Source organism: Streptomyces sp. NPDC051214, assembly GCF_040682375.1.
GTDB lineage: Bacteria > Actinomycetota > Actinomycetes > Streptomycetales > Streptomycetaceae > Streptomyces.
In genome coordinates this window covers 241,801-254,727 of sequence record NZ_JBFBAT010000004.1, presented here as the reverse complement: position 1 = coordinate 254,727, position 12,927 = coordinate 241,801, and the positions used below count along the sequence as shown (strand labels likewise).

The following is a 12,927-nucleotide window of genomic DNA, read 5'->3' as shown; positions in this document are numbered from 1 at the left end:
AACCGGCGCGCGCCACAAGGAACCATCCGCCAGGAACTCGCCCCCATACGCGTACGTCTACGCTTCCCGCATGGACGTACTCGCAGGCTTGCTGGAAGGCCCCCGGGCGCGAGGAGCCTTCATGATCCGTGCGTGCTTCGACCCGCCCTGGTCCGTCCGCATCGCGGACGAGGCACCCCTGTCCGTCATGATCATGGTGCGGGGCACCGCCTGGATCGTGCCCGACGAGGGCGAACCCCAGCTGATCCGTCCCGGTGACGTCGCCGTCGCCCGCGGCCCCGACCACTACACCGTCGCCGACGAGCAGGCCGCCGCGCCCCACGTCGAGATCCGGCCCGGCGAACGCTGCGTGCCCCTCGGTGACACTCCGGCCGACAAGTACCGCGACCTCGGTCCGCGCACCTGGGGCCAATCGTCCGACAGCGCCGCCGAGATGCTGATCGGCACCTACCAGGCGCGCGGCGAGATCACCGGGCGGCTCCTCGACGCGCTGCCCCCGCTCCTTGTGCTGCCCATCGAGGTGTGGGACTGCCCGCTCACCCCGCTGCTCGCCGACGAGATCACCAAGGACGAGCCCGGTCAGGACGTCGTGCTCGACCGGCTGCTCGACCTGCTGATGATCGCGACGCTGCGGGCCTGGTTCTCCAGGCCGGAGGCGGAGGCCCCCGCCTGGTACCGGGCGATGGGGGACCCGGTGGTCGGGCAGGCGATCCGGCTGCTGCAGGACGACCCCGCGCACCCGTGGACGATCGCCGCACTCGCCGCGAAGGCGGGCGTCTCACGGGCCGCCCTCGCCCGGCGGTTCACCGAACTCGTGGGTGAGCCGCCGATGGCGTACCTGACGGGCTGGCGGCTCGCGCTCGCCGCCGACCTGCTGCGGGACGGCGAGCAGACGATCGCCGCGATCGCCCGCCGCGTCGGGTACGGCAGCGCGTTCGCGCTGTCCAGCGCCTTCAAGCGGGTGTACGGGGTCAGCCCGCAGGAGCACCGCTCACGGGCCGCGTGACCTCGGGCGGCGTAACCTTGAGGCGTGTCGTTCGCGCCTGTGCAGTACGCGGAGCGGCCGTCCCGGGTCACCGGCGCGGTCCTGTGGACCCGTGCCGGGGGTGCCAGGAACGGCCCCGTCTACCCCGTCCTGCCCGACGGCTGCATGGACCTGCTGTGGACCGGCGGCAGGCTCCTGGTCGCGGGCCCCGACACCCGCGCGTACCGCCCCGAGTCGCACGGCGCCGCACGGTATGTGGGCATCCGCTTCTACCCCGGCACCGCCCCCGCCTTCCTCGGCGTGCCCGCGCATGAACTGCGTGACCGGCGCGTCGACCTCGCCGACCTGTGGCCCTCCGCCGAGGCGCGCCGGCTGACCGAGCGCATGGACGCGGCCCTCGATCCGGCCGCCGTCCTGGAGTCCGCCGCCCTGGCGCGGGCGGACGAGGCGGGGCCGCCGGACCCACTGCTCACGCACGTCGTCACATCCCTGGACGCGGGCCGGTCCATCGCGTTCACCGCCGAGGAGGCGGGCATCAACGCCCGTCTCCTGCACCGGCGTTCGCTCGCCGCGTTCGGCTACGGCCCCAAGACGCTGGCCCGGGTCCTGCGCCTGCAGCGCGCGCTCGCCCTGGCCCGAGGAGGCATGGCGTACGCGGAGACCGCGGCCGTCGCGGGCTTCGCCGACCAGGCCCATCTGGCGCGTGACGTCAAGGAGTTGGCGGGCATGCCGCTGAGCGAGCTGCTCAGCCCGCGGCCGGACCCGGCGAGGTAGGAAGCGGCGCGAACAGGTCGACGCCGTTCCCGTCCGGGTCGAGGACACAGGCGTACCGCTGGCCCCAGAAGGCGTCCCACGGCTTGAGCTCGCCGCGGTACCCGGCGTTCACCAACTCCGCGTACACCGCGTCGACGCCCTCGGGTGTCTCGCAGTGGAAGGCGAGCCCGATGCGGCCCGAGCTTTGCGGCGGCTCCCAGTTCTCGGTGAAGGAGCGGATGGTCTCCTCGGTGTCGAACGCGAGGCGCAGACCGCCGGGGAGCGCCGTCTCGACGTGCGGCTGCTCCTCGGAGCCCGCGGGAAACTCCAGGCCGAGGCGGCGGTAGAAGGCGAGGGTGGCGGCCATGTCGGCGACGACGATGCCGATCAGGTCGAAGCGGGGCGTGATGTTCGTGTTCATGCCTCGCAGCGTAGGCAGCCGCCCTCACGCCGTCTTGAAGAAAACGGACGACGTGCCACTCCTTGCCGCCGCCCGCGCACGGTCGTACATGTGGGCAGGAGTGCAAGCACGGCGACAAGGGGAGTTGACCGCCATGTCAGCCATGTCCGCCACGCCCACGGTGACCGCTCCCGGCAAGCACCGCGCCGGTCCCGTCCGCCTGGAGGCGCAGTACGACCCGGCGCTGTCCCGCTGGCTCTGGCTGGTGAAGTGGCTGCTCGCCGTCCCGCACTACATCGTCCTTGCCTTCCTGTGGCTCGGCCTCGTCCTCGTCACGTTCGTCGCGTTCTTCGCCGTCCTGATCACCGGCCGCTATCCACGGGCGCTGTTCGACTACACGGCCGGTGTGCTGCGCTGGACCTGGCGCGTCGAGTACTACGCGTACGGCTCACTCGCCACCGACCGCTATCCGCCCTTCTCGCTGCGCGAGGTCGCCGACTACCCGGCCCACCTGGACATCGCCTACCCCGAGCACCTCTCCAGGGGGCTCGTCCTGGTCAAGAGCTGGCTGCTCATCCTGCCGCAGCTCCTGGTGGTCGGCCTGTTCACGGGCGGCGTCCGTCTCAACGTCGGCCTCACCGGTCTCATCGCCTTCTACGCGGGCGTGACCCTGCTCTTCACGGGCCACTACCCCCGCGGCATGCACGACCTCAACATCGGCCTGCACCGCTGGGCCGCGCGCGTCCTCGTCTACGGCCTGCTGCTCACGGACGTCTACCCGCCCTACCGGCTCGACCAGGGAGACCGGGAACCTCTCGACTGACTGTCCTACGACGTCCTACGCCTCCTACGACGTACCTGCCCGACGCGAGAAAGTGAACGCGAACTCCGCCGGGGCGGCGTGGAGTTCGTACTGCGGCAGCACCCCGGGACCGCACGACTGCGAGCCGATGCCGCGCTGCCCGTGATCGAGGTGGACCCACACGGTGTCGCCGGCGACGAGATCCGTGCGGTGCGTGGCCGCGTCGAGCTGCTCGCTGGTCCAACGGCGCGCCGTGAACCAGAAGGCGGGCTCACCGACCACCCGCAGTCCCTCGCCCTCGAAGTCCGACCGCAGCTCGGCCCAGCGGACGCCCGCGCGGGCGCCGTTCTCCTGCGGGCGCACATACGGGGTCTGCATGCGGTCGACCGGCTCGAAGCGGCGACCGATGTCGGACGCCGCCGCCGTGTCCGGATACGCCTCTCCGGAGCCGCCGAACCAGTGCGCGTAGCCGTACGCGGCGGGCAGGCCGAGCCGGATGCCGAGCCGGGGCAGCGGCACCGTCCACTCGCCCTCGGGCACCACGGCCACCGTGAGGCGCAGGTGGGCGCCGTCGGACGTCCAGCGGTAGACGGTGCGCAGGCCGATGTCGCGGGCGGCGGGCGCCACGCGGGTGCGGACGGTGAGCGTGTCGTCCGTCAACTCGACGCCGTCCAGGCGGTGTTGCATCCGGTGCAGGCCGAGTTCGCGCCAGACGAGGCCGTTGCGCTGCCCGCCCTGCCAGGACGCCCCGTTGTCGTTGTCGGTGGGGGCACGCCAGATGTCCAGGCGGGGAGCGCTGCTCAGCGGAAGGTCGTTCAGGGTGAGCAGCTCGCCGGTGCGGGCGTCGAAGGTGCCGGGGCCGAGCGTGATGACCTCGCCGTCGCGCACCGGGCGCTCTCCGGTGGCAGGGCGGACCGCCGGCCGTGGCGCGACCGGGAACTCGGCCCGCGCGACGCCGTGGTCCAGCTTCGTCCAGTTCGTCTCGACGCCCACCATGGCCGTGAGGTGCAGGAAGGTCTCGGCGTCGCGGCTCGCGGGCGGCGGGCCGGGCACTTTCAGCTCGACGGATTCACCGGGCCCGAGCTCCGGCGGCACGGCTAGCTCCCCGGCTGCGAAAGGGGCCTCTTCGTCGTCGCTGATGTACAGCCACTCGAAGGAGAGATGGGAGAGGTCCGCGAAGTCGTGCAGATTGGTCACCGTGACCGTCCCCGCGTCGCCGTCGTACGCGAAACGCACCGGCTGGATGACCCGCTTGTACGCGTCGAGTCCGGGCGAGGGCAGCCGGTCGGGGAAGACCAGGCCGTCGCAGACGAAGTTCCCGTCGTGCAGCTCCTCGCCGAAGTCACCGCCGTAGGCGAAGCCGAACTCCGGGTGCCTGAGGCCGTGGTCGATCCACTCCCAGATGAAGCCGCCCTGATTGCGTTCGTGCGCGTCGAACAGCTCCTGGTACTCGCTCAGGCCGCCGGGGCCGTTGCCCATGGCGTGCCCGTACTCGCAGAGGATGAAGGGGAGTTGGCGCCGCGCCTCGGGCCCTCCGGTGTCCGCCCGGTGGCCGATCCGCTCGACCTCGGCATGCTCGGCGTACATGCGCGAGTACATGTCGGTGTCCGCGCAGGTCGGGTCGCCCTCGTAGTGGATCAGGCGATCCGCGTCGCGCGCGCGGATCCAGCGGGCCATGGCGGTCAGGCCGCGGCCCGTCCCGCACTCGTTGCCGAGAGACCAGATGATCACCGAGGCGTGGTTCTTGTCGCGCTCGACCATGCGGGCCGCGCGGTCCAGGAGGGCAGGAGTCCAGCGGTCGTCGTCGACGGGGTTGTCGCGCCATCCCTGCTCGGTGAAGCCGTGGGTCTCCAGGTCGCACTCGTCGATGACCCACAGGCCCAGCTCGTCGCAGAGGTCGAGGAAGGCGGGGTGCGGCGGGTAGTGGCTGGTGCGGACCGCGTTGATGTTGTGCTGCTTCATCAGGAGCACGTCGGTGCGCATCGTGGCGAGGTCGAGGGCGCGGCCCGTGTCCGGGTGGAACTCGTGCCGGTTCACGCCCCGGAACAGGATCCGCCGCCCGTTGACCTTGATGACACCGTTCTCGACCGCGACCGTGCGGAAGCCGATCCGCAGCGGGACGCGCTCGCCCGCCGTGGCCAGGACCCCGTCGTACAGGCGTGGCGTCTCGGCGGTCCAGGGTTCGACGGCCACCGTCACGGACTCGCCCGTGGCGACGTCGATCCCCAGCTCGGGCACGCTGACCCGCCCCTCGACGTCCGAGTCGACCCGCAGGGTGCCCGTGCCCGCACGATGGTCGTACGAGGCGTGCGTGAAGAAGTCACTCGCGCAGCCCTCGGGGCGGTGCAGCAGGGTCACGTCCCGGAAGATGCCCGGCAGCCACCACTGGTCCTGGTCCTCCAGGTAGGAACCGGACGACCACTGGTGGACGCGGACCGCCAGAACGTTGCCCGACGGCTTCAGGAGGTGACCGACGGAGAACTCGTGGGGGAGCCGGGAGCCCTTGAACTCGCCGAGTTCCGTGCCGTTCAGCCAGACGCGGGCGCAGGACTCGACGCCGTCGAAGCGGAGTGTGCCGTCGCCGGTCTCCGGCCAGCCTTCCGGCAGGTCGAAGGTGCGCAGGTGGTCGCCGGTCGGGTTCTCGGTGGGCACGCGGGGCGGGTCGACGGGGAAGGGATAGACCATGTTCGTGTAGATGGGCGCGCCGTGGCCCTGCAGCACCCAGTGGCCCGGCACCGTCACGGTGTCCCAGGCCAGGGCGTCGTGGCCCTCCGAGGCGAAGGAGTCGTCGGCGGTGTCGGCGGCCGGGGAGAGCCGGAACTTCCAACTGCCGTTCAGGGAGAGGGAGATGGCGTCCGACCGCGCATACCACGCGCGGGGCGGGAGGCAGCCGGTGCCGGGGGACACGTCCTCAAGGTAGGGGAGCTCCATGACCTCCATCAGACAGCGGGGAGGCGAGGCGTCACAACCGTCACGCGGCGGGGGTTGTTGGATTCTCTGAGACCGAGTTGGACAAAAGGCGCATGACTTGCGGATTTCGTCGTGTGATGTCGATCAGGCAGCCCTATTCGTTGAGGCATGGCATTCCAGTCGCGATATCGGTAGCTTACGGAGGTGTGACCACGCTCCCGGAGACCGACCGCACCCGCCACAACCGCCTGCGCGACCAGGGCAGCCTGGACCGCGCCGACCTGGAGGCGATACTCGACGCCGGGTTCGTCTGTCATCTGGGTGTCGTGGTCGACGGCCACCCGATGGTGGTCCCCACCGTCTACGGACGCGACGACTCCCGGCTGTATCTGCACGGCTCGGTCGCGAGCCGCAGCCTGGCCGCCGACCCGGCCGCCGAGATCTGCGTGACCGTCACCCACGTGGACGGCCTGATCCTGGCCCGCTCGGTCTTCGAGCACGGCGTCAGCTACCGCAGCGCGATGATCTACGGCGTCCCGCGCGAGGTCACCGACCCGCAGGAGAAGCTCACCGGCCTGCGCCTGCTCACCGAGCACGCGGCCCCGGGCCAGTGGGACTACGCCCGCAGCCCCAGCCGCAAGGAACTCGCCGCCACGAAGCTGCTCGCCCTCTCCCTGGAGGAGGCGTCGGTCAAGACGAGCTCGGGCCCACCGGACGACGGCGACGGGCCCGACGCCGAGCTCGGCATCTGGGCCGGAAACCTTCCCCTGACGGCCAGTTGGGGCACTCCGGTCGCCGATCCGCTGCTCCCGCCGGGCATAGCGGTCCCGCCCCACATCGCCGCGCGCGGCGGGACGCGGCAGGGCTGAGGCGGGTCGGGGCCAGGGCGGGTCAGGGCTTCGCGGCGGAGGGCGTTCCGCATCCGTGCGCCTTCGCCGAGCCCTGCGCGAACGCCTTGAGCGCGGCGCGCTGGTAGGCGCGATCGGCAGGCGCGGGCCCGCCCTTCTCGCCTCTCTCGCCCTTCTCGTCCGTCCCGCCGGTCTCGTCAGTCCCGCCCGTCTCGTCCTGTTCGTACGAGGAGTCGCCGGGCCCGGGTGGCTCGACGGTGAACAGGGCGCGCTCGCCGCCCTTCTCGCATGCCGCGCTCACCCAGTAGCCACCGTCCGGGAGCCGGCCCGCCGGAGTCACGCCGGGCAGGCGGCTCCGGCCCAGGTAGTCGTAGTGGTCCTGGTAGCGGTGACGCTCGTCCTGCGCGTACGGGCCGTAGAACGCGGTCAGCCGGTAGCGCCCGCCCACGTCCTCGGACGACGCGGCCACCGGCAGCCCGCCCCGCGTCACGGTGCCGGGACCCAGCACGCACACCTCGACCGGCGTCCCGCGCCGCCCGCCCTCCCACGCGCGGGCGACCTCGGAGCCACGTCCGGGCACGCCCCGGCAGGACGCGGCGGCGTCGGCGAGCGGCACGGCCTCGTCCGTGTCCACCGGCAGCGGCACCGTGCGCGGCGGCTTCCCCAGGTCGGCGTCACAGTTCCAGTGGGCGGAGGCGTTCGCCGCCGTGGCGGTGGCGATCCGGGCGTACGCGGTGCGCTGCCCGGGGTCGTCCACGGTCGCGCCCTCGCCCTCGGTGTCGACGGTGACCAGGAGCCCGCCACGGCCGCGCGCACATTCGAGGAGGACCGCGGTGGAGGCCGACACGTCCCCGCCGCTCGACCCGCTCGACCCGCTCGATCCGCTCGATCCGCTCGCCGTGAAGACGCCGTTCCAGCCGGACCCGACCGCCACCGGCGGCAGTTCGAAGCGCACGTCCGGGTATGCCCCGTCGTACTCACCGCTGAAGGCGTCCCGCCGCCACCCCCGGTCCTCCGGGCCCTGGCCGTCCTTGGCGGGCCGCTCCGGCACCGCCCGCACGTTCACCGTCACCGAGCCGTCGCGTGCCGACCTGCCCTCGGGGTCGCGGGCGATCGTGCAGTCCACGCGCAAGGAGGCGTCACCGAGTCCGCCGTCCACCCGGTCGCGCGTCTCGTCCTTGAAGGGCCCGTCGCCCAGGACGTCACGCACTTCGGCGGCCGGGAGCACCCCGTCGCACGCCCCGCCCACCAGGCGCTGCGCCACCCACCGGTCATAGCCCCCGCCGAACCAGAAGTACCCGCCCGCCACCAGCGCGAGGGCGAGCACCGCCCCGGCAGCCGTGGCGAGCCATCGGCCCACGCCGGAACGCCAGGTCAGCCCTGCCACTCCTCCACCTCTCCCATGATCTCGGTGTCCCGGCAGTGCGCGCGTCGCGGCCAGCCGTCGTCCGCCGTCAGATACCGGTCGAGCACGGCCCGCGCGTCCGCCGAGACCCGCCGCCACTCCTTCTTGCCCAGGACGACCTCGTCCTGGTGCCGGAAGTCGAGCGCGGGTGTCACCGTGACGCGGTGGAACGTCGGCCCGCCGTCGCACACCGACCGCGCCCAGAGCGCGAGCAGCGGATCGTCGCCCGACGGCTCGAAGGTCAACTGCCCCTCGGGGCCCCGCTTGTGGCGGCTCTGCGCGCTCCCGGGGACATGACCGCTGCCGCCGAACCTCTCGTACGCGCCGGGCGCGAGGACGCCGGACCAGCTCTCCGCGCTCGCGGCCTTGGTCCTCGCCTCGGACGCCTGCCCCGCGGTGTCGTCCCACCGCCCGCCGCAGGCCCCGGCGCGCTTGTTGTACGGGGTGTCGTGCGCGTCGAACGTCCAGCGCCCGGCCGCGAACCCCAGCGCCTCGGGGGAAAGCCACGCGCAGAGCGAGTCGGTCCGCTCCGGCTTTTCCGCCTCGGCCAACGGCCGCCCGCCGCAGCCCTGTTCCCGGCTCACCCAGTCCGCGACCCGGACCGCCGTGCGGGACGCCAGAAGGCGGTCGGCCTCCGGAACGTCGTACTCGTCGTCGGCGCGTGAAGGCAGATCCACGGCGACGAGCAGATCCTTCGACGGCCTGACCCGGCCGCTCAGCCCTCGGGGACACTCCGTGAGCAGCGTGGCCGACACCTGGCTGCCGTGCAGCCGGTCATCGGTCGACACCCCGCCCAACGCACTGCTGGGCAGCGGCAGTTCGAAGCCGCCGCCCGGTGCGTCGGCCCGGCCGAGCACCGCCTGGGCCCGCACCCTCACCTGCGCGTCCGGCTCCCAGCGCTCGTCGCCGCCGCCCCACGTGAGCGTGCAGTCGAGCAGCGCCCGGCTCTGCTGCCTCGGTGCGAGGAGCGTGCCGTACTCCTCCAGTACGCCCGCCGAGTCGTCCGGCACGAAGGAACGCAGCTCCCCGGGGAGCAGGCCCGCGCAGGCGTGGGTCAACTGGTCCTGGTTGGCCGCCAGACGCTCTTCGCGTTCCTGGGACCGCGCCACGGCGATCCCGGTGCCTGCCGCGACCAGAGCCAGGACGGCCACCCCGGTGACCACAAGCCACGTACGCCTGCGGACGTCACGCATCCCCGGCATGGCCCCCCTTCCAAGATCGGAGAGGAGACGCTATCAACCGGACTGTGGACTCCGGACTCCGGCCGCCGGACCACGGATGGTGCCGTGGGCCGCTAGAGCTCCATCGTCCCGGACAGGAATCGCCGGGCGATCGCTTCGGGGGGCTCGCCGTACGCGAACGCGCGGGCCTTGATGAGCGCGAGGGAATCGCCGAGCGATCTGCCCGCCTGCGCGGCCAGCGCGCCCGCGGCCTGATGGACCACCGCCCGGATGTCGGCACCGCCGTACAGGTCGAGGTCCCCGTCGGGGCCGAGCAGTACTCCGTTCAGGAGGGCGCGGGCGACCGTGTCGAACCTGTCCGACCGGGCCGGCGACGACCCGGGGTCGAAGAGGATGAGCGCCCCGACGCAGTTGCCGGACGCCTTCAGCGGCAGTGCGGCGACCGTACTCAGGCCGAGGTCCGCGAGCCCCGACCCGTACCCCGGCCAGCGCCGCTCAAGGGCATCGCCCGCCGCGAACACCGTGCGGCGGCTGCCGGCGGCGTCGAGTCCGGGCCCCGAGTTCAGGACGAACTCCAGGTCCTGGGCACGGCGCGCGCGACCGTCGGACGCGGCGACGGCGAGCTGGCCCAGGTCCTCCCCGACGAGGGTGAGCGCCGCACTGCGTGTCCCGCACGCCTCGGCCACCCCGGCCATGAACAAGGGGCGGTGCTCGTCCGGCGGCGGAGGGCGGGGCGAGGGCCGCTTCGCCTCCCAGGCCCACATCTTGCGTGCGTAGCTCTCCTGGAGGCGGGCGGTGGTGAGGTGCCTCTCGACCGCCGCGTGGTGCCGCTGCGCCAGCTCCGCGTTGTACGGGAGGCCGTTCTCCGCGTACAGACGGTCGTATCGCTCGGCTTTCGCCGATTCCCGGGCCGCGCGTTCCCTCGCCCGGACGGCACGCCCCCAGGCGATGTCGCCCTGGTCGCCCGCTTCTCGCGAACTGCCCTCCATGGCGCTCATGTCCACCACAATACGGCTCGAGGGGTTACTTGCCGCGTCCCGCCTTGATGTCTTCCATCAGAAGGACGACGCCTCCGCTGTGCGCGTCAAACGGTGAGCAGATGACCGAACAGTCGATGTGCCGGCCGATGCGGTTCACGGCGGGAATCACCACGGGGCCCGACCGCTTTCCCGACGCGACACACTCCGGGATGAGCTCACGCAGCTTGTCGGTGGGCAGCCCGAAGTCGAGCGAGAAGAAGTTCTTGCCGAGCACCTCGTCCGCGCGCAGCCCCCACAGCTCGACCGCGCCGCGGTTCCAGCTCCGGGTGCGCATGTCGGCGGAGAGGACCACGACTCCCGCCGCGATACTGCTCACCACGCCTTCGAGGAAGGCACGGGCCTCGTCCAGGTCCGTGGAACGCAGCCGCAGTTCGTCGTTCATGGTCTCGAGCTCTTCGTTGCCCGACTGGAGTTCCTCGTTGGTGGTCTCCAGCTCCTCGTTCGTGGACTGGAGCTCTTCGTTCGTGGTCTCCAGCTCCTCGATGCTCGACTGGAGTTCCTCGTTGGTGGTCTCCAACTCCTCGTTCGTCGACTGGAGTTCCTCGTAGGCCGTCTCCAAGTCCTCGCGCACGCGCTTGACCTCGGCCTTCAGCTGAGTGGCCACCGTGACGTCGGTGAACATGACGTTGGTGGCGACCGGCACGCCGTGACTGCTGGAGATGGGCTGGACGACGATGTCGAAGTACTGCACTTCGTTGCCCACGCGCCGCTCGGCGGCGTTCACCCGCAGCGGCCTGCGCTCGTAGTTGGACTGGTCGATCAGTGAGCGCAGTTCGGTGGGCCGGTAGGAGAGTTCCAGATCCTGGAAGGGGCGGCCCACGTCGTGGACCGAGAGCCCGAACTGCGCCCGCGCCTCGTTGTTGATCATCACCACCAGGCCGTCCTGGTCGAGCGCCACGGAAGCGCCCTGCGAGGCGTCGAGGATCAGGTCCCGCAGATGACGTGTCCGGGTGAGCGCCTGCGCCTCGGCACCGACGCTCGGCCTCATCTTCAGGGGGACGGAGGGGTAGGGCGGGATGTTGTGGCCGGGCTGGCGACGGAACACCCGCTGGCGGATGTTGATCGCCTCGAAGCGGTCGCTGTCGCTCAGGAGCATCTCGGCCTTGCCGAGGAAGAGATAGCCGCCCTCGCGCAGCGCGAAGTGGAAGCGGTCGACGATCTGGGTCTGCGCCTCGACGTTGAAGTACATCAGCGTGTTGCGGCAGACGAGCAGATCGAGACGGGAGATCGGGGCGTCACGCGTGATGTCGTGCCGCCCGAAGATCACCCTTCGGCGCAGGTCGGGGCGGAAGACGTAGTGGGTGTCGTGCCGCTCGAAGTACTTGTCGCGCAGCTCACCGGAGAGCGCCTCGAGGTTCTTCGCGGGGTAGCGGCCGGCGCGGGCGTCGCGCAGCGCCTCCTCGTCCACGTCCGTCGCGTAGATCTTCACGCGGTTCAGGCTCTCGTCGACGCCGAGGGCCTCCGCGAACATGATCGCCAGCGAGTACGCCTCCTCGCCGCTGGAGCAGCCCGCGCTCCACACCCGGATCTCGCTCTCGGGCTCCGCGTCCGTGAGCAGTTGGGGCAGCACCTCGCGCTGGATGAGGTCCCAGGCGTCGGGGTCGCGGAACACCGAGGTGACGTTGATCAGGATCGTGTTGAACAGGGCGCGGAACTCGACGGTGTCGGTCTCCAGGAGATCGCGGTAGTCCTCGTAGCCCTGCGCGCCGACGTCGCTCATGCGCTTGCGGATGCGGCGGCCGAGGGTGGAGCGCTTGTAGCCGGTGAAGTCGAAGCCGCGGGCGTCGCGGATGAAACCGAGCAGCTCCTCAAGACCTTGGTCGACCGTCTCGCTCCCGCGTCCGGTCCTCCTCGCCGGTGCCTGCTCGGGCGTCTGCTCCGTCGTGGGCTCCGGCGACTGCTCTTCCCCGGTGCTCTTCTCGGTCCCGTCTGCGGGACCGGACGGCTCGTTCATCACTGCCTCTTGCTCTCGACGAGTCCGCGGAGGACCGCGGCGATTTCTTCCAGGCGGAGTACCTGGTCGGCGGCCCCCGACTCCACCGCTGCCGTGGGCATGCCCGTGAACTGGGCCGTCTTGGGGTCCTCGACCAGCACGACGCCGCCGCGGGCCTTGATCGCGGCCACCCCTCTGGCGCCGTCCACGCCGGTGCCGGTGAGGACGCACGCGATCGCCCGCGGGCCGTAGGTCTCGGCCACCGACTCGAAGAGGAGATCGGCGGAGGGCCGGACGAAGTGCACGACCTCGCTGTCCGACAGGGCGATCGTGCCGCCGGGCTTCACCAGCAGGTGCCGGCCGGGCGGCGCCAGATAGACGGTCCCGGGCTCGATGCGGTCCTTGTCCTCGGCCAGCTTGATCGCCAGCTCCGTACGCCGGGCGAGCACCTCCGGCAGGACCGTCCGGTGCCGGGGGTCGAGGTGCTGGACGACGAGCAGCGGCACCGGCAGTCCGGCGTCCAACTCCGCGAGAAGGCTGATCAGAGCCTGGACGCCACCGGCCGACGACGCGATGGCGACGACGGCGAAATCCTCTGGGGCGTGCTGCTCGGACGGCATGTACTGAGCCTATCCGGTGAGCGGTCACCCGGCGTAGCGGCGCGGAGCGG

The 12,927-nt window shown here is 71.7% G+C and carries 11 protein-coding genes; 4 read left to right on the top strand and 7 right to left on the bottom strand.

Translation table 11 applies throughout. From position 1 onward, the window contains the following. Positions 1-70: 70 nt before the first annotated feature. Both AB0M70_RS12375 and AB0M70_RS12370 read left to right on the top strand, forming a co-directional pair. Positions 71-1,006, top strand: coding sequence for an AraC family transcriptional regulator (locus tag AB0M70_RS12375; RefSeq protein ID WP_365819229.1), 936 nt, complete (start codon positions 71-73; stop codon positions 1,004-1,006). A 24-nt stretch (positions 1,007-1,030) separates the two neighbouring features. Continuing rightward, the gene (locus tag AB0M70_RS12370) at positions 1,031-1,759 is read left to right on the top strand and encodes a DUF6597 domain-containing transcriptional factor (protein WP_365819227.1); all 729 of its coding nucleotides are present in this window, start codon (positions 1,031-1,033) and stop codon (positions 1,757-1,759) included. Here AB0M70_RS12370 and AB0M70_RS12365 read toward each other — a convergent pair. After that, on the bottom strand, positions 1,731-2,159 hold the full coding sequence (locus AB0M70_RS12365) for a VOC family protein (RefSeq protein WP_365819225.1): 429 nt from the start codon (positions 2,157-2,159) through the stop codon (positions 1,731-1,733). The two genes, AB0M70_RS12370 and AB0M70_RS12365, sit on opposite strands and share 29 nt — an antisense overlap. A 142-nt stretch (positions 2,160-2,301) precedes the next feature. On the opposite strand from AB0M70_RS12365, the gene AB0M70_RS12360 reads away from it, so the two are divergent. Next, entirely contained in the window at positions 2,302-2,961 is a 660-nt protein-coding gene (locus AB0M70_RS12360) for a DUF4389 domain-containing protein (protein WP_365819813.1), read from the top strand. A gap of 24 nt (positions 2,962-2,985) precedes the next feature. Here AB0M70_RS12360 and AB0M70_RS12355 read toward each other — a convergent pair whose 3' ends face one another. Further along, positions 2,986-5,871 carry a glycoside hydrolase family 2 TIM barrel-domain containing protein gene (locus AB0M70_RS12355; RefSeq protein WP_365819223.1) on the bottom strand — a complete coding sequence of 962 codons (2,886 nt, stop codon included), beginning with the start codon at positions 5,869-5,871 and terminating at the stop codon, positions 2,986-2,988. Positions 5,872-6,056: 185 nt separating this feature from the next. On the opposite strand from AB0M70_RS12355, the gene AB0M70_RS12350 reads away from it, so the two are divergent. Next, positions 6,057-6,719 carry a pyridoxamine 5'-phosphate oxidase family protein gene (locus tag AB0M70_RS12350; protein ID WP_365819221.1) on the top strand — a complete coding sequence of 221 codons (663 nt, stop codon included), beginning with the start codon at positions 6,057-6,059 and terminating at the stop codon, positions 6,717-6,719. A 22-nt stretch (positions 6,720-6,741) separates the two neighbouring features. On the opposite strand, the gene AB0M70_RS12345 is transcribed toward AB0M70_RS12350, so the two are convergent. The 5 genes from AB0M70_RS12345 to AB0M70_RS12325 all read right to left on the bottom strand — a co-directional run bounded on the left by AB0M70_RS12345 (position 6,742) and on the right by AB0M70_RS12325 (position 12,877). Further along, positions 6,742-8,085, bottom strand: coding sequence for a hypothetical protein (locus tag AB0M70_RS12345; RefSeq protein ID WP_365819219.1), 1,344 nt, complete (start codon positions 8,083-8,085; stop codon positions 6,742-6,744). Continuing rightward, complete coding sequence (locus tag AB0M70_RS12340; protein WP_365819217.1) at positions 8,073-9,305, bottom strand: hypothetical protein; 1,233 nt, start codon at positions 9,303-9,305, stop codon at positions 8,073-8,075. The genes AB0M70_RS12345 and AB0M70_RS12340 overlap by 13 nt, the downstream gene beginning before the upstream one ends. A 92-nt stretch (positions 9,306-9,397) precedes the next feature. Beyond that, positions 9,398-10,282, bottom strand: a complete 885-nt coding sequence (locus tag AB0M70_RS12335; protein WP_365819215.1) for a GAF domain-containing protein — start codon at positions 10,280-10,282, stop codon at positions 9,398-9,400. A gap of 25 nt (positions 10,283-10,307) precedes the next feature. Next, positions 10,308-12,278 carry a CheR family methyltransferase gene (locus tag AB0M70_RS12330; RefSeq protein ID WP_365819213.1) on the bottom strand — a complete coding sequence of 657 codons (1,971 nt, stop codon included), beginning with the start codon at positions 12,276-12,278 and terminating at the stop codon, positions 10,308-10,310. Next, complete coding sequence (locus tag AB0M70_RS12325) at positions 12,278-12,877, bottom strand: chemotaxis protein CheB (protein ID WP_365819211.1); 600 nt, start codon at positions 12,875-12,877, stop codon at positions 12,278-12,280. The genes AB0M70_RS12330 and AB0M70_RS12325 overlap by 1 nt, the downstream gene beginning before the upstream one ends. Between the last annotated feature and the right edge of the window lie 50 nt (positions 12,878-12,927).

Bases quoted from the DNA above. Each gene is read 5' to 3' on its own strand.
- AB0M70_RS12355 (WP_365819223.1), bottom strand. From the start codon at position 5,871: ATGGAGCTCCCCTACCTTGAGGACGTGTCCCCCGGCACCGGCTGCCTC.
- AB0M70_RS12330 (WP_365819213.1), bottom strand. From the start codon at position 12,278: ATGAACGAGCCGTCCGGTCCCGCAGACGGGACCGAGAAGAGCACCGGG.
- AB0M70_RS12365 (WP_365819225.1), bottom strand. From the start codon at position 2,159: ATGAACACGAACATCACGCCCCGCTTCGACCTGATCGGCATCGTCGTC.
- AB0M70_RS12340 (WP_365819217.1), bottom strand. From the start codon at position 9,305: ATGCCGGGGATGCGTGACGTCCGCAGGCGTACGTGGCTTGTGGTCACC.
- AB0M70_RS12360 (WP_365819813.1), top strand. From the start codon at position 2,302: ATGTCCGCCACGCCCACGGTGACCGCTCCCGGCAAGCACCGCGCCGGT.
- AB0M70_RS12335 (WP_365819215.1), bottom strand. From the start codon at position 10,282: ATGAGCGCCATGGAGGGCAGTTCGCGAGAAGCGGGCGACCAGGGCGAC.
- AB0M70_RS12325 (WP_365819211.1), bottom strand. From the start codon at position 12,877: ATGCCGTCCGAGCAGCACGCCCCAGAGGATTTCGCCGTCGTCGCCATC.
- AB0M70_RS12375 (WP_365819229.1), top strand. From the start codon at position 71: ATGGACGTACTCGCAGGCTTGCTGGAAGGCCCCCGGGCGCGAGGAGCC.